Here is a 24763-nt window from a genome sequence, read left to right on the forward strand (position 1 = left end):
TTTCTAAGTGAAGGATTGACAGAAGAACTATTTTATTCAACAATAAGACATAATGAAATAGAAAAGAGGCAGACAAATAGTGATTCAAGAACAATTGATTGAGATTCGTAGACAGCTTCACCAAATACCAGAAATAGGTCTGGAGGAAGAAAAAACTCACAAGTATTTGCTGGAAATTATTACATCGCTGGATAAAGATTTTATAGAATATAAAACTTGGCGAACGGGTATTATGGTTTTTGTTCATGGGAAAGAACCTAAAAAAACAATAGGTTGGCGTGCTGATATGGATGGTTTGCCAATAACAGAAGAGGTGATTTCTGATTTTCAGTCTACACATAAAGGGTACATGCATGCTTGTGGACATGATTTTCATATGACGATTGGATTAGGTTTGTTGGAACAACTGACAGTTGAACAGCCTGAAAATAATTACTTATTTCTATTTCAACCTGCAGAAGAAAATGAAGCTGGTGGTATGTTGATGTATGAAGCGGGAGCCTTTGGTTCATGGTTACCAGATGAATTTTATGGCCTGCATGTAAATCCAGAATTACCAGTTGGAAAGGTTACAACGAAAGTTGGTACACTGTTTGCTGCGACCTGCGAAGTTCAAATTACGTTAAAGGGAAAAGGTGGACATGCTGCATTTCCACATGCCTCAAATGATATGATTGTAGCCGGAATGAGTCTTGTTCAGCAGGCTCAAACTATCGTCAGTCGAAATGTAAATCCAGTTGAAGGAGCTGTTGTCACGTTTGGTACATTCAATGCAGGATCAGCAACGAATGTGATTGCGGGAGAAGCAACGATTTCTGGGACGATTCGGACTTTAACTGAAGAGATGAATCAATTAACACAAGTTAGAATCAGGGAAATTGGAGAAGGAATTTCTAAATCCTTTAACTGTGAAGTAGTTGTTTCTTTAGAGCAAAAAGGCTATCTTCCAGTTATCAACAATAAACAAACGACAGAAACATTTATATCGTTTATGCAAAATGAACCGAATGTTTTGTTTGAAGAGGCAGATGTCGCTATGACGGGTGAGGATTTCGGTTATCTGTTATCCAAAGTTCCAGGAACGATGTTTTGGCTAGGAGTAGATAGTCCTTTTGGTCTACATTCTGCTCAATTTAATCCTAAGGAAGAAGCAATCCCATTTGCGGTAGAACATATCAGTAATTTTTTGAGATTTTTAGACAAATAAAAATAAGGTTGGGAGGTGACTCGCAGTGTCATATCCCAACCTTATTTTTTATTTTAATGTAATAGGTGTATTTGGAATCGTAAAGTTAGCTTCAGATAATTTTTTTACATATTGAGCTAAGAATTCTTCTCTGATGGGTGCTTGTTTTCCGTTTAATACATACATCGTCGTGCGAACGGCAAAATTTCCATTGCCGAGATCGACCATTCCAAAAATAGTGGGACCTGTTTGAATACTTTCTGTGTATTTATCTTTTAATTGCTGATTCACTTGGTCAATGATTGCAGTGATCTGATCATATCCTTCGTCAGGCACTATTCGTACATCAATCAAGACTTGCATATTGGAACGAGAAAGGTTGCTGATCGTGGTAATATTTCGATTAGGGATAAAGTGAACAGTTCCATCTAATGCTTTCATTTGTGTTGTTCTAAGACCGACTGAAGTGACAGTTCCTTCTATTCCAAGCGCAGTCAGACGAACATAGTCCCCAACATCCATTTGTTGTTCTAAAATGATAAAAAAGCCAGTGATGATATCGTTCATGAATCCTTGGGCCCCTAAACCAATTGCTACACCAGCGATACCCGCTCCAGCAAGAAGTGAGCCGACGGGTACACCTATTACGGTCAATAACGAATAAATAAAAAAGAAAAAAAGAGTATATTGAAAAGTATTATTGATCAGGGTATGTAATGTTTTTAAACGACTTTCACTAAATGATTGTTTTTTACTATAGTTACCGTATGTTTTATCAATCAGTGTTTTGCCTATTCGATTAAGAAGTGCAAAAAGTAGAATCAGGAATAGTAGGTAAATTGCCTTTTGAATTAGTGTGGCGATAATTTGATCCCAATTGATTCCGTTCCAAAAACGTTGTAGCGCATTGACTTTATCTTCAGTAGCCGTTTTTATATCCATAGTGCTTTCAACTGTAGCACTAGATGCTGATTGTCCAAGAATAAACAAGGAAATCCCAACTTTCTTTTTTTTCGATGATTACTTTCTCATTATACTTGAATTTGAAAAAAGATGTCATTATTTATTGAAAAAGCTTAACAAATTCATTGGAAATGTGTTACAATATTCTGAAAATAAGGAGTGATCGTATGTCAATTGATTGGGATAATTTAGGATTTGACTATATAAAAACACCATTCAGATACATTTCAACTTGGAAAAATGGTCAATGGGATGAAGGAAAATTAACGGAAGAGAACACATTGCATCTTCACGAAGGTTCGGCAGCGCTTCATTACGGACAACAGTGTTTTGAAGGTTTGAAGGCCTATCGTTGTAAAGATGGCTCAATCAATTTATTTCGAGTGGATGAAAATTCAAAACGTATGAACCGAAGTGCTAGACGTTTATTCATGGCTGAGGTTCCAGAAGATAAATTTATTCAGGCTGTAGAGGACGTTGTTAAAGCAAACGAAGCGTTTATTCCACCGTATGGGAGTGGTGGTACGTTATATATTCGTCCGTTATTGATTGGAGTCGGTGAAGGGATTGGTGTAAAACCAGCACCAGAGTATTTATTTACCGTTTTTTGTATGCCTGTAGGTGCCTACTTTAAAGGAGGACTGACACCGACAAACTTTATATTCTCTGACTATGATCGCGCTGCACCTCAAGGAACTGGTGCGATTAAGGTTGGTGGGAACTATGCAGCTAGCTTTTTGCCTGGAGAAGAAGCAAAAGAAAAAAACTTTTCAGACTGTATCTATCTAGATCCAACGACCCATACTAAAATCGAAGAAGTAGGTTCAGCTAATTTCTTTGGGATCACAAAAGACAATCGTTTTATCACCCCGTTATCACCATCTATTTTACCGAGTATAACGAAGTACTCACTGCTTTATTTGGCAGAACATAATCTTGAGATGGAAGCTGTTGAAGAAGATGTTTATATTGATTCTTTAGATCAATTTAAAGAAGCTGGGGCTTGTGGAACAGCAGCTGTAATTTCACCTATTGGTGGTATTCAAACGTATGATGATTTCCATGTTTTTTATAGTGAAACAGAAGTTGGGCCTGTAACTCAAAAACTTTACGATGAACTAACTGGGATTCAATTTGGTGATGTGCCTGCGCCAGAGGGTTGGATTAGAAACATAAAAATATAGATAAATTTTTTATAGTTTATTTAGAAAGAAAATGACGGAGAAATGGCGTTGTTTTCTTTTTTAGTTTATTTGAATAGAAAAAATCTTTTCGTCTATTCTTAATCAAAAAGCAAAAATAATGCGTAGTATTATTTCAAGAAGAATGATTAAAAAAGAGAAGGGGTATATGGGAAATAATATATTTGATGCATCGTTATGTCAGTACCAATTTTATATAGATAATTGGAATAAAGGCTTAACGAATAATCAGTAAGTAACAGCATTCTTGATAGGAAAGTCATCAATATATTTTTTAAAATTTAATGTCATTACAGTCAGCCCTTCATTATCAAAATAGAATCATTCTTTATCATAAGCTAGGAAACTAAACTTTTCTAGACTATGTGACAAAAAAGATATTGCACTTGTATAATCCAGTTAGTTTTAATTTGGTATTTTAAAGAGTATACTAATTGTGTATTCACTTTTTTTAAGAAAGGATGAAAAAAATGTCTTTTAAAAAAATGAAAGAGTTAGCCAATGGTTCGATTATCCCTCGTTTAGGTTTAGGGGTATGGAAAGCGAAAGATGGAGCTGAGGCTGTTAATGCTGTAAAATGGGCGTTAGAATCTGGTTATCGTTTAATTGATACCGCTGCAGCTTATAAAAATGAAGTTAGTGTCGGCGAAGGAATTCGTACATCTGGCGTTCCTAGAGAAGAAATTTTCGTTACAACGAAATTATGGAATGCTGATCAGGGGTATGAGTCTACTCTAAAAGCCTTTGACGATAGTTTGAATGAATTAGGTTTAGACTATGTTGATTTATATCTAATCCATTGGCCAGTAGAAGGGAAATACAAAGATTCTTGGCGTGCGATGGAAGAAATCTATGAAAGTGGACGTGCCAAAGCGATTGGTGTCTCTAACTTTCATGAACATCATATAGAAGATTTGTTAAAAGAAGCGAAAGTTGTTCCTATGGTGGATCAAATCGAAATTCATCCAACATTGACACAAGAACTATTGCGCAAATTTTTAGCTGACAAGGGAATTGCAGTAGAAGCTTGGTCTCCTTTAGGACAAGGTAAAATTTTAGAAAACCCAACTTTAGTTGAAATCGCTAAAAAGTATAATAAAACAGCCGCCCAAGTCATTATTCGCTGGCATTTACAAAATGATATCATCGTTATACCAAAATCAGTACATCAAGATCGTATTAAACAAAATTTCGATGTATTTGACTTTGAACTAACTGAAGAAGATATAAAGCAGATTGACGAATTAAACACAAATGAACGTTTAGGCCCAGATCCAGATAACTTTGATTTTTAAACTAAAGCAATCCTTTAAAAAGGTGGGAAATCAATTTTCGTTGATTTCCCACCTTTTTTATAATTGATTTACAAAATAGTCGAATAAATTAAATTCTTTTGTATCAACATCAAAACGAAGTTCAGGATGCCATTGAACACCGATTAATCGCTGATTAGGATCTATCGATTCAACAGCTTCTACAATCCCGTCAGATGATCTTGCAGTAATTTTTAAAGATGGGGCTAAAGTATTGATAGCTTGGTGGTGATAAGAATTAACTCGATAGCTTTCTCCAAATACTTGATAAAGAGCGCTGTCTTTTTCTATTTTGATTCCATGAGTTGCAAATTGCGGTTGAGTTGGTTGTTGGCCGTGTTTGACTGTCCAATCAGGGTATAAAGAAAGATCTTGGTATAAAGTTCCGCCCAATGCAACATTGATTAATTGCATACCGCGACAAACTGAAAAAATGGGTTTGTTTTGTTTGATAGCTTCGTTAATCAAAGCTAATTCAAAAAGATCGCGATTGCGATTTGTCTCTTCGAGTTTTGGGTGAGGTTCTTCCCCAAAAAAATCAGGAGAAATATCTTGTCCGCCTGCTAATAATAGTTTATCGATTTTAGAAATATAAGCAGCCGCCGCTTGTTCATCACTGATTGGCAAAACAATCGGTAGCCCGCCTGCTTTTTGAATCGCAGTTACAAAGTTTTGTGGCGTATAGCTTACATGGTTTCCGTGGAATACATCAACGGATTGAATAATTTGATTTCCAGCTATGCCTATAGTTGTTGTCATTTGATCACGTCCTCAATTAATATGTAGGGTAACAGTGTATCATTCTTTTTAAGAAATAGCGTTATAAATCGCTTTTAGTTTGATTACTGGGAAAAAGAAACAGTTAGTCACAAATTAGGCAAGTGCCAAATAGTGAGTAACTGTTTTTAGTATTAGCGAGCTCGAATAACTTCGATTTTATAACCATCAGGATCAATGATAAAGTAATATGAAGGAGGTGTTCCTGGTAATCCTTTCATATCTGTAACTGTGAAGCCTGCATTTTTTTGCTCTTCGTGCAATTTTTCGATTTCGTCTGTACTAATAGCGATGTGACCATAACCGTCACCTAAATCGTACGCTTCATGATCATAATTATAGGTTAACTCCAGTTCATATCCATCTCCTGGTAACGTTAGATAAACTAAAGTAAATTTATGTTCTGGAAAATCACGACGGCGGCTTTCCTCAAAATTAAAGGCCTTTTGATAAAATTCCAGCGAGGCTTCTAAATCTTTAACTCGAACACATGTGTGAGCCATTTTCATATGAATCATCTTCCTTTCAAAAGTAGATATTATCGAAGATTATAGGAAATAATCTACTGATATTTTTATAGTAGCATACACTTTCATGAAATTGTGAGTGAAATGATAAGATATTGCTTGTTCATGAGAAAATTCTCATGTAAAATTAGGTTAAAAGAAAAGGGAGTTGTTTTTATGAAAACACCGTCATTTGGTGAAAAATCGGAAACATTAGTCTATAAAAAAAGGCTAGGTGCTTATATTATTGTATCGAGAAATAATGGTTCAGAGATAGTGTTAGTTCAAGCACCTAATGGAGCTTATTTTTTACCAGGCGGAGAAATTGAACAAGGGGAGACGAAAGAAAATGCTATCCATCGGGAAATGCTTGAAGAACTTGGAGTTGAAGTAGCCATCGGTGAATACCTGGGTCAAGCGGATGAGTATTTCCATTCGAGGCACCGTAACACCGATTATTATAACCCAGGTTATTTCTTTGTTGCTGATAATTGGACGCAGGTTTGTGAACCTTTGGAAAAAGAGAATACGATTCGGTGGGTATCTGTTGATGAAGGAATTGACTTGTTAAAACGTGGTAGTCACAAGTGGGCAGTTCGTAAATGGAAATCCTCTCAATAAAATCATGAGTAAATGAAAGAGGTTGGACAGAAGTGGTTATTTCCCAAATCTCCAACTCTTAATGCTTTAGCACTTAAAAAATAAAAGAAGTACGGTGTCATTCAGACACCGTGCATTGTGTATCGTCGAATTACTTTGTTCTTTGTGATTTACAACAGTGTAATCGCTTCTTTTTGCACTAGTTTGCTGGATTCCTTGAGGCTAGGATATGACTCGTAGAGTGATATCCTAGCCTTTTTTCATGGAAATAAACCTGAAAAAAACAGTGGAAATTACAAAAGAATGTCTCAATCACGCTCATTGAGTGCGATACTTGTATTTAAATTTATCATCTGTTGGAACGAAGTAAAGATCAAAACAAAAAAGTGAACGAAATAACACACATTTGCTTCGTTTTATTGATCAGCGAATGTTTTTTTGCTGAAATAAGCCTTTTTCAAGACCACTTTTTGTGACGTTTGAAAACAAAATAAGGAATCAAAAGAGATTGAAACGTTCCTGTAAACAGATTATATTGAAAAGGAACCAATAAGTCGTACGCTTGGTTAAAATTTAAAGGGGTGTTGCATATTGTTAAGTGAAATGATAAAGGAAGAATATATTCAATTAGGTATTGAAGCCGCTGATTGGGAAGACGCGATTCGTCAATCAGCAAAACCGCTGCTTCATAATGGGAAAATCACAGTGGAGTATATTGAAAAAATTATTGAAACGACTCAAACTTTGGGGCCCTATATTGTGATCACGAAATACGTTGCATTACCTCATGCACCAACACAGTATGGTGCATTGGATTTAGCAATGGGGATAACAACCTTGAAAACACCAGTAGTTTCTGGAAACAAAACGAATGATCCAGTCAAGTATCTTTTTTGTATGAGTGCAAAAGATAGTGAAACGCATCTAGAATCAATGGCTGCATTAGTAAATTTACTAAGTGATCAGAAGTTTTATCAGATATTAGATACTGCTAAAAATCCAAGGGATATTTTAAACTATATTATTGAAAAAGAATAGGAGATGAACAATATGCATAAAGCATTAGTCGCATGTAGAGCAGGAGTAGGATCAAGTTTAATGTTAAAAATAAAAACAGAACAAGTGATAAAAGAAAAAGGGTTTCCTATTCAAGTTGAACATTCTTCTTTGGATGCGGTTTCAGGATTTGACGGTGATTTACTCATAACTTTAGCTGATGTTGCAAAAGAATTGGAGACACAAGGATTAAAACAAACAATCATTGGTATCAATAATATCGTCGATAAGGCTGAAATTGAAAGTAAGCTAAGTGGATTTTTGAATCGTTAATTTAAATGCAAACACAAGGAGATGAAAAAAGTGGATTTTATTATTAGTTTTTTAAGCACACCAGCAATTTTACTTGGCATTGTTGCGTTCGTTGGACTAGTCGCTCAAAAGAAGACAGGTACGGAAATCTTAACTGGAACCTTTAAAACAATTATTGGTTTTATGGTTTTTAGTGCAGGTGGTGCACTGATGACAGGAGCATTGCAAAATTTCAACAAGCTATTTCAAACGGGTTTTAACATTGTTGGTGTTGTGGCTTCACCTGAGGCAGCAACGGCTATGGCCCAAGAACAGTATGCGTTAGTGACATCATGTACATTGATATTAGGATTTATAATGAACTTGATTTTTGCCCGTATCACACCCATGAAAAATATTTTCTTTACAACAGGTCATAGCTTATTCTTTGCTTGCGTTTTGTCATTGATTATCAAATCTCATGGGATTTCAGATGTTGCAGCTATCATTTTAGGAGGAACGATTTTAGGATTTTGTTCGGCGGCACTTCCTCAATTATGTCAACCGTTTATGCGAAAGATCACTGGAAGTGATGATGTTGCAATTGGACATTTCAATATGATTGGTTATTCACTATCTGGCTATATTGGTAAAATTTTTAGTAAGCATGAAGATAAAAGTACTGAACATATCAATTTTCCTAAATGGTTGTCTTTCTTTAGAGATTTCTTGATGGGAGTAGCGGTTATCATGTTGATTCTTTTTTATGTATCCGCTTTAAAAGCGGGTCGTGAAGTTACCCAAGAATTATCTGGAACTACTCATTGGTTAGTTTTCCCGATGATTCAAGCATTCACATTTACAGCAGGGATGTCTATTTTAATGACAGGTGTACGTATGTTTTTAGCTGAAATTACAGCCGCTTTTGTTTCAATATCAGAAAAATTCATTCCGAATTCACGTCCGGCATTGGATGTTCCAACCGTTTTTCCATATGCTCCAACAGCTGTCATTGTTGGTTTTTTGTCAGCATATGCGGCCGGGTTAGTAGGCGTTGCAATCATGGTAATCTTCAAATTTCCAATCGTAATTATTCCTGCTGCTCATATATGCTTTTTCTCTGGTGGAACTGCAGGAGTTTTTGGAAATTCTACAGGAGGATGGCGAGGTGCAGTTGCTGGATCATTTATTGTGGGGTTACTGCTAGCTTTTTTACCGACAATTCTTTATCCAGTCTATGGAAGTATGGGGTTAGAAGGTTCGACGTTCCCGAATATCGATTACAATGTGATTGGAATTTTTATTGAAAAAGTATTGAATCTATTTTCATAATACAATAGATTGGAGACAAAGTTGAAATGATCAAACAAAGAACAGAGCAAGTATTAGAAAATTTTTTTGATACAACATCAGAAGAACTAAATAAACTTATTCAAGCAATATCAATCAAGCAGTTGTCCATAGCAAAAGAGTTGATTCTTGATTCTGAAAAAAATGGGGGACGAGTGCATGTAACTGGAATTGGTAAACCGGGTCATGTAGCAGAATACATTGCTTCACTGTTATCTTCGACAGGAACGCCTGCTTATTTTTTAGATGGTACTGAAGCGATTCATGGTTCAGCGGGACAAGTTCGAGCAGGGGATATTGTTCTATCCATTTCAAATAGCGGGGAAACGGAAGAACTGAAAAAAACAGTTCAAACACTCACAAAAAATGGAGCTAAAATTATTTCAGTGACAGGAAAAAAAAGTTCATGGCTTTCAAAAAATAGTGATTGTTTTCTGTTTGCTGGTGTTGAAAAAGAAGGTGATTCGTTGAATAAGCCTCCGCGCGCTTCAATCTTGGCGGAAGTGTTGATTCTGCAGTCGTTAAGTGTTTTATTGCAAGAGGAAAAAGGCATAACAAACGAAGAATATGTCAAATGGCATCCAGGTGGAGCTTTAGGGAAAAGTAGCTCAAAAAATAGGTAAGAAAGGAACTGTCAAATGAAACCAGAAGGAATCATTACCGCAATGGTCACACCACTTGATAAAACCAATCAAATAAACCTTATGGCGACAAAAAAGCTAGTGAATCATTTGATCGATAAAAAGGTCAACGGCTTGTTTATTCTTGGAACAAATGGAGAATTTCAAGTGTTGAGTGAGTTGGAAAAATTAAGGTTTGCTGAAATGGTTATCAATGAAACGAATGGTCGAGTACCTGTATATGTTGGAACAGGGGGAAACAGTACAGATCAAGTGATAGCGTTGTCAAAGGAGATGACGAATCTTGGTGCAGATGCATTATCCATTATCACGCCCTATTTTGTTGCGCCATCTGAGGATGAATTGACTAAGCACTATTTAATGATTGCCGAAGAGAAGACAGCGCCCATACTGCTATATAATATACCTAAAAATACAGGAGTAGATATTAGCCACAAGACAGTTGCAGTACTCTCTAGACATCAAAATATTATTGGTATTAAAGATAGTAGTGGGAAAATTGAAAATATAAAAGGATATTTAGATGGATCAAAAAATGAAGATTTTTCAGTTTTATCAGGATCTGATTCGCTGATACTTGAGGCGCTAAAAATTGGCGCAACAGGAGCTATTGCTGCTACTTCTAATGTTTTGACTGAAATCGATGTGGCTATTTATCAGTACTGGTTAGAAGGTGAAGTAGAAAAAGCTCAAATGATGCAAGATAGCATTGAAGAGTTTCGCCGTATTTTGAAATTAGGAACTATTCCATCAGTATTAAAAGCGGCAATCACTTATCAAGGAATTGATGTTGGGAAGCCTAGACTTCCTGTACAGTCATTAAATGCTGAAACTTTATCAGAGATAGCCCAAACAATGGATGACTATATGGAAAATTTTAAATAGAGGAGGATAACAATGTTTCGTACAACTATATTAAAAAGAATTGAAGAAACAGCGATTATGGCTATTGTAAGAGTAGAAACGATGGAGCGAGCAATTGAGATTGCAGACGGTTGTTTAGAAGGTGGTGTGGATTGCCTAGAAATCAGTTATACTTTACCCAATGCAGGTGAGATTATTCAACAGTTGAGCGCAATCTATCAAGAGCGAATATTAGTCGGTGCTGGAACTGTATTAGATAGCGAGACAGCAAGGCTTGCAATCCTCAATGGTGCAAAATTTATCATTGCACCAAATTACGAGGAATCAGTTTGTAAATTATGTAATCGGTATCAAATTCCATATATGCCTGGATGTACGAGTGTTACAGAAATGATGACCGCAATTGAAGCTGGAGCTTCGATGGTCAAAGCTTTTCCGATTTCAACGTATTATGGCCCTACATTGATAGAAACATTGAAGACACCAACACCCTATCTTCCAATTATGTCATCTGGCGGAGCTAATTTAAGTAATATTGATGAGTGGTTGGAAAGTGGTGTAGATTGTGTAGGAATCGGTAGTCTTCTAACAAAAGGGACACAGGAAGAAATCGCAGAGAATGCAAGAAAATTGAAGCAAGCAGTTCTTAAACACAAGGAAAAAAGTGAAGAAAAAGTAAACTGCTGAACCATTCAAAAAATTGTTTTTATTGGAGGAGGGGATTTAATGATGGATGAGCGTTCTAGAAAATTAATGAAGCGGCTGATTGAGCGCTCCGTACATGAAGTAGATGAGTTGGCTGTTCAGAATAGCTTAACAAAAAGACAATTAGAATATTCGCTTGAAAAAATCAATGGATATTCTGTATTCGACAGCAACGCCAAATTAGTGATTGAAAACAATCGAATCATTTTAACGAACCAACTCCGAGAACAATTTATGACAATACTCTCAGATAAAACCTATAGAAAAGGCTACTCGATGAATGCTTTTGAGCGATCAAAGTATTTGTACTTGTTAATGTTTTACTTTTCAGATGAATATCTTTCAATCAATTATTTTATTGATGAACTTGGGGTTGGAAAAACAACAGTAATGAATGATTTGAAAAATTTGACGATCGAACTGGAAATAGAAAATATCCAACTTGTTTATACTAGAAAAGACGGCTATCAATTATCAGGAAATGAAGAACAAATCCGGTATCATTTAATGAAAATGATTATTTGGGATTCAACTGAGAATAATACCGCTTTTATCTATGATCAATTTATCGAAAAGCATCAGGTTGAAACGATTGACTCTATGAAAGATTTAGTTGAAAAATACACTGTGAAATATGGGATTTCTTTTGTAGAAAATCGTTTAAGCGAATTTATATATACCTTTATCTTTTTAAAAAAAAGATTATTTAATCAGTCAGTAAGTTTTTGTGATAAGTATCAGTTGTCTGCATTGATCGCTATGAAGGAATATCAATTTTCTAAAAGTCTACTTGCTCATTTTTGTATTGAGGATCAATCGGCTTGTATGTATCTTTGTGCTTGGATATTAGGTTTGTCTATTGGACGGCCGGATGATTCCACGAAAGATTATGAAACGATTATTGAATTAGTTAAACGGATTATCCAACGTTTTGAGGCAATTTCAGGGATTCGCTTTAACAACCAAGAATTAGTGGTTCGGCAACTGTATACGCATTTTAGACCTGCGTATTATCGACTATACTTCAAGTTGCCAATCGTAAATCCGCTTCATAATAAGATCAAAGATGAATACAGTGAGTTGTTCAATATTGTGGAGGAAACATTAAAACCAATTGCTTCATTATTTGAACATCCGATACCAGAAGATGAGATTGCTTTTTTGACAATGCATTTTGCTTCGTTGTGTTCTAATTTTGATGAATATACAACAACTCAAAAAGTGGCATTGATTGTTTGTCCAAATGGGATTGGAAGCTCATCCATTGTTTATACAGAGCTGAAAACCCTTTTTCCAGAGTTATCGTTTTTAGGGCCGGTAGAAACAAAGGAAATCGAACGTTTATCAGATTCCTATGATTTGATTTTCTCTACAGTTCCAAATATACGTTTGTTTTATACAAAAAAACCTGTCTATATCGTGAGCCCAATCATGAACACACGAGAAAAGTATCGCTTAATCAGTGATGTCTATGCGCAAATCGGTAATTTTAATTTCAAATTACCAAGTGTTGATAAAATTATGGAGATTATCCAGAAACATGCTGCGGTGAATGGCGGTTCTGCTTTAGAAAAAGAGCTGTACGAATACCTGATCAACCAAGAAGAGCCAGTTGAAAAAAACGGAGAGGGGCCAGGCTTGCAGGAAATTACAGCTCCTGAATTGATTCAACTAAATATAGAGGCTAAAAATTGGGAGGAAGCCATTCGATTGTCGGCCGCTCCATTACTAAAATATGGCAGGATTACAAGAAATTATATCGACACAATCGTTGACACAGCAAAAAAAGAAGGCCCTTATATGGTGATTTCTAAAAATGTTGCGTTGCCTCACGCAAGACCAATTGATGGTGTAAAAAGGTTAGGGATAAGTATCAGTGTTTTAAAGGAGCCACTTGTATTTGGAAGCAAAGAAAATGATCCAGTTAAGTATATATTCTGTTTAGCAGCTACAGAAAATAATCGTCATTTGAATGCTATGGTAGAGTTGGTAAAATTATTGGATGATCCCCAATTTTATTATTTAATGGATAATGCGAATGATTCTCATGAGCTCTATCGTTATTTATTCCAGCAAGATATTTTGATAGCCAGAAATTAAACATTAGAATTGTAAAAAGAGACGAGGAGATAACTCTTCAAGTTATGCCTCCGTCTCTTTGAATTTGTATAAACGATGGGAGCGTAGTCAGCCCACTACTTAGAGCTAAATAGTTCTGTTGAACCTCTTAAATGAATAAATTACATATATTTTAATAAAACTTCAGCGACACCATCTTCATCATTACTGGATGTTTGGATATCTGCAGCACGTTTAACACTTTCCGTTGCATTCCCCATAGCGACTCCGATTCCTGCATATTCGATCATGGACAAGTCATTTTCATTATCACCAATCGCCATTGTTTCAGATTGGGCAATACCGAGATGATCCGCAAGTTTAGCTAATGCATTTCCTTTGCTTGCTTCTTTATTTAAAATCTCGTAGTAAAAATCAGTACTTTTAACAGTAGTATATTTATTGGCAAATTCTTCTGGCAATTGGCTGATTGCCTGGTCCAAAATTTCAGGTTCATCAATCATCATCATCTTAATAATAGACATGTCTGGTGTCATTTCATCCACAGCACGATATTTTAAAGGCATGTCAACAAGATAAGCTTCATGCACAGAATACTTGCCGATATCACGATTTGCTGTATAAATTGCTTGATCGTCAATGGTGTGCAAATGACTGCCGACTTTTCGTGACATTAATTCGATTTCTAAAAAGTCATCATAACTTAATGTGTATTGGGAAATGATTTCATTTGATTTTGTTGCCTGTACTAAAGAACCATTGTAGGTAATCACATAGTCGTTGTCTCCATATAAATCTAATTCAGCTAATTGCTCTTTGACTCCTGGCAAAGGTCTCCCTGTACATAAAACGATATACATGCCGCTCTCATTCGCTTTTTTTAGTGTTTCTTTCACTTTGGGGCTAATTTTTCTATTTGAATCAAGTAACGTTCCATCAATATCTATTGCAACTAATTTGACTGACATAAGTTCCTCCTAATGGGTATGTTCTTTAATTTTTTCCTTCAACTAATGCACCGTTGTGAATATAGGTCGCAAATTCACGATAAGTGTCATCAAATAAATCATAATGCTGTTGTCTTTTTGGATCAACCATTTCTTTAGGAAAATAAAAACGTTCATCAATCTGCGTTTGACCAGCAAGAGCCGCTACAAGGTGACTGATTTTTGATAACTCGATCAATGTACCATCTTTTTGCATAATTTCGATCTGAGTTCGGTGGCTATTTTTTTCCGGACGATAAAAATCGTAGGGCAGATCATAACTTGAGTTGATAGCAGTGTAATATTTTGGATTATAACCAATTTTTTCGATCAAGGCTTTTAAATGGCGTATAGTTACTGAATCTCGATCACCAGAGAAGGTTGCTGATTTAAGCGGTTTGCGATTTAAAAAGCGGTTTGCTAAATCGTTTAGAATCGGATCAGGCAAAGAAGTCCACTGTGTAAAGTAAGTATTTAAAACGCCATCATCTAGTTTTAAATATTCTTGCAATGAAAAATGTCCTTTGAAAAAAGGCACTAGCAGTTGAGAGTGTAGCTGATAATCTTCCGATTGCTGTTCATATAACTCTTTTGCACGATGTAATAAATGATCCAAAATAACTTCCATACCACGAGAAACAGGATGGAAATAAACTTGAACGTACATTTGATAGCGGCTAACAATATAATCTTCTACCGCATGCATCCCATTCATAGCAAAAGCCAAGCCATCCTTATATGGACGAATAACACGTAATATTCTGGTCAGGTCAAACGTTCCATACTCCGTTCCAGTAAAGTAAGCATCTCTTAACAGATAATCCATACGGTCCGCATCTATTTGGCTGGAAATCATTTGAACAACTTGAGGATTTGGATAGGTTTTAGTGATAACACTCGCTACCTTATCTGGAAAATCAGCTGATACACGATTCAATATTTGAAAAACTTCCGTTTCAGGTGAAGTAATTATTTCCACCGTAATTGCTTCATGATCTGTATTGAAAATGTGTTCAAACGTATGAGAATAAGGCCCGTGACCAACATCATGCAATAAAGCCGCACAAAGTGTAACTAAACGTTCGCTGTCATTCCAACCATCTTCACCCAAGCGTTCGGATGAATAATTACGCTGGAAAATGTCGCAAATACGGCGCGTTATTTCATAAACACCTAAAGAATGTGCAAAACGGCTATGTTCTGCACCGTGGAAGGTGAAAGAAGAGGTTCCAAGTTGTTTGATTCTTCGTAATCGTTGAACTTCTGAGGAATTGATCAAATCTAAAATAACTTGATGCTGCACATGGATATAATTGTGTACAGGATCTCTAAACACTTTTTCGATCGGTAAAATTTGATGCTTGTAAGGGGTTGGCATTATTTCACTCCTTTATTTTTTATGTTTAAGTAAAACTAGTTTAATAATTGATTTCGCTGTTTCATTTTATCCATTTGCTTGTTTGTCTCAATTGTAAACCATTCTGTTGTTAGTAATTTCGGCAGTATTGCATCATCAATCGTAAGCTTCTCCTGTTTTAATAATACATCAATTAATCTTTTTTTCACTTCATCGATAGTTAAAGGACGATGAATCAATTCTTCTAAATTAGCCATAACAGTTGGGGCGACTGGTGGATAACCATTTTTTCCGAAATCTTCGTGTAAACTGGCTTCATAAAAACGTCGAACACTTTCACCACGCTTTTGCTGGTCACCATTGATGCTTAAATAAATCATGATTGCCGTTCCATTTTTTACTCGACGTTGGGCAATTCCGGCAAATTTCTTCCCATCGATGCTTAAATCAAATGTACCAGGACAATAAGAATTGGTGATTTCAAAGGCTTCTATAGGATGTAGGGAATCTTCAAAACCAAGTCTGATCCAGTTCCACATGTGCGTATAAGCTTCATCAATACTCAATTTTTTATGTTCAGTATTTGGCAAAATCAGCGAAAGGTTTAAAATACCAGTGTCTGCAATCACACCCAAACCTCCTGCATTACGGATCACTACATTATAGTCATCCTTTTTTAAAGAAGCCAAGCCACTTTTTAAGTCATTAACTCTAGTATCTTTCATACCAAGAATCATAGCTTGGTCCAGCTGCCAAAAATGAACGATCGGTTGTTGATTTATCCCTGCAAATGTGGTTAAAGTATCTGTTAATGCAAAAGGAAGAAAATAATCTTTTACGGTTAAGCAGTTTTGATCATATAAAAACACTGTGTCTGATGTAAAGAGTTGATTTAAATTAGTCATTTTGGTCTTCATCCTGTTTTACGCGAGAAACGTAGTCCTTCACTTCTTTATTCATTTGATTATATTCGTTCGTAAAACGCATTGGTTTACTGATAATTCTCATGGGCATGGTAGCTAAAAACTTACTAAAATCTTGTCTAGCTTCCTCAGTCAAACGACCAGGTTTAGAAACCAGTCGTTCATATAGATAATGATAAAATTGATTCATTGCATCAATATCGATACTCATTTGATTATGACACTCGGTACATTCGATACTGGAAATGATTTCATTCATGTATTGAATATCATGGAGTGTTTCTTTTTGGCAATGCATGCAAAATAGCATCGCTTCTTCATCATGAAATAACATTTGTATCCACCTCCATGTTCTATTATAAACGATTTAGATGAAAAATCATGCTAATCTGTGTAGAAATAACAAGGAAAGTAGATAATCTTTAAGGAAAACAAAAAAATGGCAAGAAAATCTTGCTATCGGATAGAGAAAACTATAGAATATTTACATATGATTCAGGAGAGAACAATTGTAAAGGAGTGAGAAAATGAACCGAGTCAAAGCAAAAAGTGTACAACCCATATCGCTAAATGAATTAGATGCATTAAAAAAAATGTGGGAAATTCGAATTTTTGAAGAAACAATTCAAGAGCTTTTCGAGACTGGGGAGCTATATGGTACGATGCATTTGTGTATCGGACAAGAAGCAACAGCTGTTGGGGGAGCGGGTATATTAAAGCTAAGTGACTGGATGGTTTCGACACACCGAAACCACGGGCACTGTATTGCTAAAGGAACTGATATTAGAAGTATGTTTGCCGAGATGTTGGGGAAGAAAACTGGAACTAACGAAGGGAAAGGCGGAAGTATGCATATTGCAGATCTTGCGGTAGGCAATTTGGGCTCAAACGGGATTGTAGGTGCGGGTTTTCCGATTGCAGCAGGGGCTGCTTTGAGTGCACAGATGCAAGGAACAGACCAGGTTGTACTATGTTATGCTGGAGACGGTGCTACAAACGAAGGTAGCTTTCATGAAGCATTAAACTTGGCCTCTATTTGGCAATTACCAGTTATTTATTTTATTGAAAATAATCAGTATGGAATGAGTAGTTCAATTGAACAAATGGTCAATATAGAGAAACTTTCTGATCGTGGACAAAGTTATGGCATTGAAGGCATAACAATCGATGGAAACGACTTAGCTGCCGTGTCTGACACGGTCTCACGGGCAGTGCAAAAAGCTAGAAATGGTGACGGGCCAACCTTGATTGAAGCCTTAACCTATCGACATAAAGGACACTCAAAATCGGACAAATTGAAGTATCGTTCAGAAGATGAATGCCGGAAATGGCAAAAAAATAATGATCCAATTGTACGCTTAGAAAAAAAACTACTTCAAAATACAGCACTTGAAGAAGCTGAGATTAGACAAATAGAACTGAAAATCCGAAAAGAGATGGCAGACTTAGTTGCTTCAGTCAAACTAGATCATGAACCAACAGCTGAGGATTTATGGACACATGTTTACGCGGAGGACGAAGTATGAGAACAATAACCTATTTACAAGCCATAAACGAAACGTTAGATGAAGCGTTGGCACTTGATGAACATGTTTTTCTTTTAGGTGAGGATATTGGCGTGTATGGTGGAGGGTTCGGGGCCACTAGCGGACTTCAGGAAAAATACGGCAAGCAACGTGTTCGTGACACCCCTATTTCAGAAAGTGCTATCGCTGGTGCTGCGGTAGGAGCTGCTATGACGGGGATGCGCCCGATAATGGAGTTGCAATTTTCTGATTTTATTACGGTTGCAATGGATCAATTGGTCAACCAAGCAGCAAAAATGCATTATATGTATGGTGGAAAAGTGAACGTTCCTTTAGTCATGCGAACTGCGGCTGGATCTGGTACAGGAGCTGCTGCACAACATTCTCAAAGTTTAGAAAATTGGATGGCTCATATACCAGGTCTGAAAGTAATCCAGCCAACTACTGCATATGATGCTAAAGGGTTACTCCATGCGGCTATTAAAGACAACAATCCTGTTATGTTTTATGAGCACAAACTTTTATACAAAACAATCGGAACAGTTCCAGAAGAACCATACGCGATACCTATTGGGGTTGCAGATGTCAAACGAGCTGGTGAAGATGTTACGATCATTGCTACAGGGATCATGGTCAATAAAGCTTTAGAAGTGGCAGAACTCGTAAAAGAAAAAGGGATTTCTGTGGAAGTCATCGATCCGAGAACTTTAGTACCACTTGATAAAGAAACCCTCTTAACCTCTGTCGAAAAGACTAAGCGTGTTATTGTTGTGACTGAAGCTGTAAAAAACAGTGGGTTTAGTGCAGAGCTTACGTCTGTTATCGCTGAATCGCCAATCGGAACGAAGTTAAAAGCGCCAATCATTCGCTTAGGTGGAGAATTTGTACCAATGCCTGCACAAAAGATGTTAGAGTCACAAGCGATTCCTCAGGTTAATTCATTAATACAAGCGGTGGAGCAAATCATGACAGAAGTTGAGGTTTAGCGATGAAGATTAGTGAAGATCGTAGAAAAATGTTAAAAATTGTTACAATGTACTATGAGCAAGGATTAACACAAGCGATAATTGCAAGAAAAATGGGGATTTCACGACCTGTTATTTCAAAAATTTTACAACAGGCAAAAGAATCTGGTATTGTTTCGATATCGATCAAGGATGAGTCTGCTTATGCAGTTGAATTAGGATTACGTATTGAGACAAAATATCAGTTAGATGATGTGATCGTGATACCAACAAATGAACAAAAACAACCTCAGACAATAAAAAGAGAAGTTAGTCAAATTGCTGCTTTCTATCTCAAAGAACGGTTGGAAATCGGGATGAATATTGGGTTGTCATGGGGAACAACATTGGCAGATATGATCGATGAGATGCCCTATTGCTCATTTCCGACGATTAATGTCTCACCTTTAGTCGGGGGTATTTCTAGCGAACATCTTTATTTCGATACAAATCATTTAGTCTTTAGATTAGCGGAAAAGCTCAACAGTCGTTGTCAATATTTTTATGCACCAGCATTGGCTGAAAGTATTGAATTAGCAGACGTTTTAAATAAGACGAACTTAGTTGGAAATGCTCTAGAACAGGCAAAAAAAGTCGATTTTGCGATTATTGGCGTAGGAAACCCTAATGAGAGTTCTACTTGGAAGCAATTAGGGTATATTGAAGAGAAAGAATTACAAATCATCAAAGAAACAGGTGTTAAAGGCGATGCTGTAGCGTCCTTATTTGACAAAAATGGTCAAACGGTGAACAATGAAATAAGTAAGCGGATGTTAGGGATTAAGGTAGAAGATTTGGTGAACATACCAGACCTAATGATTATTGGTTGTGGCAAGGAAAAAGCTGAAAGTATTAAACCATTATTGGTTGGTAAATGTTGTACAATATTAGTTGTTGATCAAACGATCGCAGAAGCGTTGCTTTAAAATTTAGCTCAGCCTAAACAATCCTACTCCGCTGACCATTCTATCTAGGTTCAAAGGCTAGTCTTTCATGTGAATTTTGAACGAGGCCTATTGAGTTTTTAATTGAAGGAGAGTGTTTTTAATGGATCTATCACAAGGAACTCCAGTATCCATCCAACTGAAAACAGTTGTGGAGCAAGCTGGTGACAAGAAGAATTTTTATTTTGATTTGGAAGGTCAAATCGTAAAAATTGGCGATACATTGTATATTCGCTATAAAGAAGAGCAAGAAGAAGGTGATCCTGTTCCTGTAACAATCAAAGTTGAACCAGATGGTAAAATTCAATTGATTCGTGCAGGTGGTCTTAGAATGCGTTTGAAATTTGCGTATCAGGAACGTTTGGAGACAAGCTACAAAACACCTTATGGTTTATTCCAAATCACTACTTTTACACGTAACTTACGCTTTAGTTTGAAAGATCAGCCAGTTGCAGGTAGTATTTTGATTGACTATGATTTATACTCTCAAGCCGAAAAAATCGGGGAATATCATTTAGAACTAGAATTTACTGCGTAATTATGCAATAATCAATTGATTTTTTCTTCATGTTTTTGTATGATAAGGAGTAGACTGTGAAAGGACGTGTACCGTTTGGAAATTAATGTATTTGACGGGTTGAACAAAGATGAATTATCCATGATCGAAGTTGCGCACGCAATTTTAGAACAACGTGAAGATGTGATGGACTTCTCTGATTTAGTAAACCAAATTCAAAATTATCTTGGAAAATCTGACAGCGAAATTCGTGACTCTTTAGCACAATTTTATACTGACTTAAATATTGATGGCAGTTTTATCTCTCTTGGAGATAACCGTTGGGGCTTGCGCTCATGGTATCCGATCGATTCTATCGACGAAGAAGTAACACATGGTTTAGATGAAGACGAAGAAGATAAACCACGCCGTAGAAAACGTAAGAAAGTCAATGCGTTCATTATTGATGCGAATGATGAAGATGTAATCGACTACAACGATGATGATCCGGAAGATGCTGAATTAACGGATGATGATGACGATGATATTCTTTACGATGATGATGACGATGAAGAAGATGAAGAGATCAAAGCATATAACTCAGATCTTCAAGAAATCGGTGCAGATTCTGATGATGAAGAAGAAGAGTTACCAGGAATTGAAGAAGATCTTACAATTATCGATGAAGATGATGTAGACGATGATTTTGATGATGACGATGAATATGCAGATCCTGAAGAGGAAGCATAAAAGTTTCATGTATGAGTGTTCTTAACCTAAGAACACTCATATTTTGATTTGTTAAACTATGAATAACTAGATTTTTTTGTTTAGTAGAAAAAAACGAATCAAAATGATTGACAAATGGTCTATATCTTTGTAAACTATCACTGTTAACAAAACTAAATAGCGTTTTCATGTGACTAGATAATACTAGGCATGGAAGAATTTCATTAAAATATGATATACTCATATTTTGACGGGATTGTTCTATGCTTTTTTTGTTGTCTTTTAACAAGGGAACGGACAATCTACTTCTGCAGAAGAGGAATGTTTATGAAAATCAAAAAGGTGCTCAATCAAAATGCTGTACTCGTCATCGACAAAGAACAAGAAAAAGTAGCTGTTGGCAAAGGCGTGGGTTTTAACAAAAAGAAAAATGATGTATTATCCCCACAACAAGTGGAGCGAATGTTTGTAATGGAACCAGAAGGCTTGAAAAAGTTGCAAGTTTTATTATCACAAATCGATGAAAAGTATTTTTTTGTCACAGAAGAAATCATTGTTCATGCTGAGACGATTCTTGGTGAGAAGCTGAATGAACACATCAATATTGGTTTAAGTGATCATATTGCGTTTGCAGCTGAGAATATTCAAAATAACATCATTGTGAGAAATAAGCTTTTACACGAAATCGAAATTCTGTATACTGAAGAGTTTTCGATTGCACAATGGGCAGTTGATTATTTGACACAAACGTTGGGGATTCCTTTTAGTTATGATGAAGCTGGCTACATCGCGATCCATATTCACAGTGCTCGTAGTGGACGAACGGATAATAGTAAAAGTATTCGTGAAGTCACAATTGTTTCAGAAATTATTCATTTGATCGAGCAAGAATTGGGGATCAATATCCATGATGAAAAGATGAGTCTAAGTTATTCACGATTAGTCAATCATCTACGCTTGTTTATTCACCGTTTTCAGCAAAGTCAGTATGCGGTTTTGGACGATGAAATTTTGGATATTGTGCGCAAAAAATATGCAGAAAGTTACGAGATATCGAAAAAGGTTCAAGTTTTGTTAATGAGAAATTTTCACTACCAAGTTCCAAATGAAGAATTAGGTTATCTGGCTATTCATATCGAACGGCTGAAGATGATCAAATAAAAGACAAAGGAAGAGACAAAAATGAAAGCATATATGCAAAGAATGGGACGCTCGTTGATGCTTCCTGTAGCGGTATTACCAGCTGCTTCTCTATTAGTAGGGATTGCAAACTGGATCGTAGGAACTGTTGGACCAAGCGCTGCTACAACATTTTTAATGAATGGCGGACTCGCTATTCTTGATAATTTAGCACTATTATTCGCTGTTGGTTTAGCACTAGGTATGTCAAAAGACAAGGATGGTTCTGCAGCACTTGCAGGGTTAGTTGCGTATTTAGTTCCTAAAGCGGTTTTGAGTACAGCTTCTGTTCAATCATTAATGGGATTGAAAGACATTGCTGACGTAAGTCCAGCATTCAACAGCATGGGAAACAATGTGTTTGTTGGGATCGTAGCAGGTTTAACAGCTGCTGCAATGTATAATAAGTTCCATAATGTGAAATTGCCAATGGCTCTTTCATTCTTTAGTGGTAAACGTTTAGTTCCAATCATGTCAGCTATTGCTATGTTGGCTATTTCATTTGTATTATTATTTATTTGGCCAGTTGTTTATGATGGACTAGTGGCATTTGGTGAAGCAATTTCTAGTTTAGGTTTTGTTGGAGCTGGGTTATATGGATTCTTCAACCGTCTATTGATTCCAACAGGCTTACACCATGCGTTGAACTCAGTTTTCTGGTTTGATGTTGCAAATATCAATGATATCGGTAACTTCTTAGCTGGGCAACAAGCTTTAGATTCAGGTAAAGCAATTATTGGTCAAACTGGTATGTACCAAGCTGGTTTCTTCCCAGTAATGATGTTCGGTTTACCAGCTGGAGCATTCGCAATTTATCAATGTGCTCGTCCAGAGAAGAAAAAAGTAACGGCTTCATTAATGTTAGCCGCAGGCTTCGCTTCTTTCTTTACAGGTGTTACTGAACCCTTAGAATTTTCATTTATGTTTGTTGCATGGCCATTATATGTAGTACATGCTATTCTTACAGGTCTATCATTAGCGTTCGCTGCATTTATGCATTGGACTGCTGGATTTGCATTTAGTGCTGGATTTGTTGACTTCTTCTTAAGTCTAAAAAATCCAGTTGCAAATCATCCTTTGATGCTAGTTGTTCAAGGTGTAGCTGTAGCTGCTATTTACTACTTTGCTTTCCGCTTTGCAATCACTAAATTTAATTTAATGACTCCTGGTCGTGAAGAGGGTGAAGGCGAAGAAACACCTGACTTAGATGCTACAGGTGATAACAAATTTGCAATTTTAGCAAATAAAATCTACCAAGGTCTGGGTGCTGATGCGAACGTTACATCAATTGATAATTGTACAACTCGCTTGAGATTAACTGTAAAAGATACAGGCAAAGTCGATCAAGCGAAAATTAAAGCAACAGGCGTTCCTGGTGTGAAAGTCATTGATGATACAAATATTCAAGTAATCGTCGGTACGGAAGTGCAATTTGTAGCAGATGAAATGAATAAAATCCGTAACGGTGCAGCTCCTGTTACAGGTGAACCTGCAAAAAAGCCTGAAGTGAAAACAGAAGCACCAAAAGTAACAGCAAAAGAAACTGAATTATATGCTGTTGCAAACGGAAAAGTTATACCAATTTCTGAAGTACAAGACGATGTTTTTTCAGCAAAAATGATGGGTGATGGTTTTGCAGTTATCCCAACTGATGGTGAAGTAACAACTCCTGTTGCAGGTAAAATCACAAGTATTTTCCCAACAAAACATGCGTTAGGAATTCAAACAGATTCTGGTATCGAAGTGTTGTTACACATGGGCTTAGACACAGTTGAGCTAAAAGGTGCACCATTTACTTTACATGTTGAAGAAGGTCAAGTATTAAAACAAGGTGATAAAATTGCAACAATCGATCTAGCAGCTTTAGAAACTGCTGGTAAAAAATCTGATTTGATCGTTGTATTTACAAATCAAGATGTTGTTGAAAGTTACGATTTAACAAAAGCAAATCAAACAGTTGCCGCTAATGATTCAATTGGTAAAGTAACTGTAAAATAAGCTGATAAAAGCTACCTGAGACTATTCTTAGGTAGCTTTTATTGCTTTTCTTGCTTTATTTTTTTTCTATGATATGGTTAAAGTGTAATTGATTTATGTTATTTAGCTTCAAGAGCTAGCCTATCGGTAAAAGATAAAAAAACAAATA

25 protein-coding genes are annotated in these 24763 nt (G+C 36.3%); 18 read left to right on the forward strand and 7 right to left on the reverse strand.

The features are described 5' to 3' along the window. Positions 1-79 precede the first annotated feature (79 nt). A complete protein-coding gene (locus I580_RS04030) occupies positions 80-1207 on the forward strand; it encodes an N-acetyldiaminopimelate deacetylase (protein ID WP_010772584.1) in 1128 nt (375 codons plus the stop codon). 48 nt (positions 1208-1255) lie between these two features. Here I580_RS04030 and I580_RS04035 read toward each other — a convergent pair whose 3' ends face one another. Then, positions 1256-2128 carry a mechanosensitive ion channel family protein gene (locus tag I580_RS04035; RefSeq protein WP_143141651.1) on the reverse strand — a complete coding sequence of 291 codons (873 nt, stop codon included), beginning with the start codon at positions 2126-2128 and terminating at the stop codon, positions 1256-1258. Positions 2129-2316: 188 nt separating this feature from the next. Between I580_RS04035 and I580_RS04040 the strand changes: the two genes are divergently transcribed. Both I580_RS04040 and I580_RS04045 read left to right on the forward strand, forming a co-directional pair. Next, entirely contained in the window at positions 2317-3333 is a 1017-nt protein-coding gene (locus tag I580_RS04040) for a branched-chain amino acid aminotransferase (RefSeq protein WP_010772582.1), read from the forward strand. A 488-nt stretch (positions 3334-3821) separates the two neighbouring features. Further along, complete coding sequence (locus I580_RS04045) at positions 3822-4646, forward strand: aldo/keto reductase (RefSeq protein WP_010772581.1); 825 nt, start codon at positions 3822-3824, stop codon at positions 4644-4646. 57 nt (positions 4647-4703) lie between these two features. Here the strand turns inward: I580_RS04045 and I580_RS04050 are convergent, their stop codons facing one another. Together I580_RS04050 and gloA are read right to left on the reverse strand one after the other, a co-directional pair. Beyond that, on the reverse strand, positions 4704-5423 hold the full coding sequence (locus I580_RS04050) for a gamma-glutamyl-gamma-aminobutyrate hydrolase family protein (RefSeq protein WP_010772580.1): 720 nt from the start codon (positions 5421-5423) through the stop codon (positions 4704-4706). A 152-nt stretch (positions 5424-5575) separates the two neighbouring features. Further along, complete coding sequence (gene gloA, locus I580_RS04055; protein ID WP_010772579.1) at positions 5576-5950, reverse strand: lactoylglutathione lyase; 375 nt, start codon at positions 5948-5950, stop codon at positions 5576-5578. A 174-nt stretch (positions 5951-6124) separates the two neighbouring features. Here gloA and I580_RS04060 point away from each other — a divergent pair, with 174 nt between their 5' ends. From I580_RS04060 to I580_RS04095, 8 genes are all read left to right on the forward strand, one after another. Beyond that, positions 6125-6568, forward strand: a complete 444-nt coding sequence (locus I580_RS04060; RefSeq protein WP_010772578.1) for an NUDIX hydrolase — start codon at positions 6125-6127, stop codon at positions 6566-6568. A 570-nt stretch (positions 6569-7138) separates the two neighbouring features. Continuing rightward, positions 7139-7585, forward strand: a complete 447-nt coding sequence (locus I580_RS04065; RefSeq protein WP_010772577.1) for a PTS sugar transporter subunit IIA — start codon at positions 7139-7141, stop codon at positions 7583-7585. Between the two features lie 12 nt (positions 7586-7597). After that, positions 7598-7876: a PTS sugar transporter subunit IIB gene (locus tag I580_RS04070; protein WP_010772576.1), complete on the forward strand. Its 279-nt coding sequence runs from the start codon at positions 7598-7600 to the stop codon at positions 7874-7876. Positions 7877-7906: 30 nt separating this feature from the next. Beyond that, positions 7907-9166, forward strand: a complete 1260-nt coding sequence (gene ulaA / locus I580_RS04075; RefSeq protein WP_010772575.1) for a PTS ascorbate transporter subunit IIC — start codon at positions 7907-7909, stop codon at positions 9164-9166. Positions 9167-9192: 26 nt separating this feature from the next. After that, positions 9193-9807, forward strand: coding sequence for a KpsF/GutQ family sugar-phosphate isomerase (locus I580_RS04080; protein WP_010772574.1), 615 nt, complete (start codon positions 9193-9195; stop codon positions 9805-9807). A gap of 15 nt (positions 9808-9822) precedes the next feature. Beyond that, positions 9823-10710 (forward strand): 4-hydroxy-tetrahydrodipicolinate synthase, encoded by an 888-nt coding sequence (gene dapA, locus I580_RS04085; RefSeq protein ID WP_010772573.1) that lies wholly within the window; start codon positions 9823-9825, stop codon positions 10708-10710. Positions 10711-10722: 12 nt separating this feature from the next. Next, a complete protein-coding gene (locus tag I580_RS04090; protein ID WP_010772572.1) occupies positions 10723-11376 on the forward strand; it encodes a beta/alpha barrel domain-containing protein in 654 nt (217 codons plus the stop codon). A gap of 39 nt (positions 11377-11415) precedes the next feature. After that, on the forward strand, positions 11416-13494 hold the full coding sequence (locus I580_RS04095) for a BglG family transcription antiterminator (RefSeq protein ID WP_010772571.1): 2079 nt from the start codon (positions 11416-11418) through the stop codon (positions 13492-13494). A 140-nt stretch (positions 13495-13634) separates the two neighbouring features. Here I580_RS04095 and yidA read toward each other — a convergent pair whose 3' ends face one another. The 4 genes from yidA to I580_RS04115 are packed head-to-tail and all read right to left on the reverse strand — an operon-like array spanning position 13635 to position 17073. Then, positions 13635-14441, reverse strand: a complete 807-nt coding sequence (yidA, locus tag I580_RS04100; protein WP_010772570.1) for a sugar-phosphatase — start codon at positions 14439-14441, stop codon at positions 13635-13637. Between the two features lie 25 nt (positions 14442-14466). Then, the gene (locus I580_RS04105; protein ID WP_010772569.1) at positions 14467-15837 is read right to left on the reverse strand and encodes an HD domain-containing protein; all 1371 of its coding nucleotides are present in this window, start codon (positions 15835-15837) and stop codon (positions 14467-14469) included. Between the two features lie 35 nt (positions 15838-15872). Next, positions 15873-16721: a lipoate--protein ligase family protein gene (locus I580_RS04110; protein ID WP_010772568.1), complete on the reverse strand. Its 849-nt coding sequence runs from the start codon at positions 16719-16721 to the stop codon at positions 15873-15875. Then, positions 16714-17073, reverse strand: coding sequence for a hypothetical protein (locus I580_RS04115; RefSeq protein WP_010772567.1), 360 nt, complete (start codon positions 17071-17073; stop codon positions 16714-16716). Before I580_RS04115 ends, I580_RS04110 begins: the two co-directional genes overlap by 8 nt. Before the next feature lie 193 nt (positions 17074-17266). Here I580_RS04115 and I580_RS04120 point away from each other — a divergent pair, with 193 nt between their 5' ends. The 7 genes from I580_RS04120 (at position 17267) to nagE (ending at position 24615) form a co-directional block, all read left to right on the forward strand. Continuing rightward, positions 17267-18265 (forward strand): thiamine pyrophosphate-dependent dehydrogenase E1 component subunit alpha, encoded by a 999-nt coding sequence (locus tag I580_RS04120; protein WP_010772566.1) that lies wholly within the window; start codon positions 17267-17269, stop codon positions 18263-18265. Beyond that, the gene (locus I580_RS04125; protein WP_010772565.1) at positions 18262-19251 is read left to right on the forward strand and encodes an alpha-ketoacid dehydrogenase subunit beta; all 990 of its coding nucleotides are present in this window, start codon (positions 18262-18264) and stop codon (positions 19249-19251) included. Before I580_RS04120 ends, I580_RS04125 begins: the two co-directional genes overlap by 4 nt. A gap of 2 nt (positions 19252-19253) precedes the next feature. Then, positions 19254-20195: a sugar-binding transcriptional regulator gene (locus I580_RS04130; RefSeq protein WP_010772564.1), complete on the forward strand. Its 942-nt coding sequence runs from the start codon at positions 19254-19256 to the stop codon at positions 20193-20195. Positions 20196-20316: 121 nt separating this feature from the next. After that, on the forward strand, positions 20317-20751 hold the full coding sequence (locus I580_RS04135; protein ID WP_010772563.1) for a YwiB family protein: 435 nt from the start codon (positions 20317-20319) through the stop codon (positions 20749-20751). Between the two features lie 75 nt (positions 20752-20826). After that, entirely contained in the window at positions 20827-21459 is a 633-nt protein-coding gene (gene rpoE / locus I580_RS04140) for a DNA-directed RNA polymerase subunit delta (RefSeq protein ID WP_010772562.1), read from the forward strand. A gap of 306 nt (positions 21460-21765) precedes the next feature. Then, entirely contained in the window at positions 21766-22599 is an 834-nt protein-coding gene (locus I580_RS04145) for a PRD domain-containing protein (RefSeq protein ID WP_010772561.1), read from the forward strand. A gap of 21 nt (positions 22600-22620) precedes the next feature. Then, a complete protein-coding gene (gene nagE, locus I580_RS04150) occupies positions 22621-24615 on the forward strand; it encodes an N-acetylglucosamine-specific PTS transporter subunit IIBC (protein ID WP_010772560.1) in 1995 nt (664 codons plus the stop codon). The last annotated feature ends 148 nt before the right edge of the window (positions 24616-24763 follow it).

The sequence above is a fragment of the Enterococcus caccae ATCC BAA-1240 genome (assembly GCF_000407145.1).
Lineage (GTDB): Bacteria > Bacillota > Bacilli > Lactobacillales > Enterococcaceae > Enterococcus_L > Enterococcus_L caccae.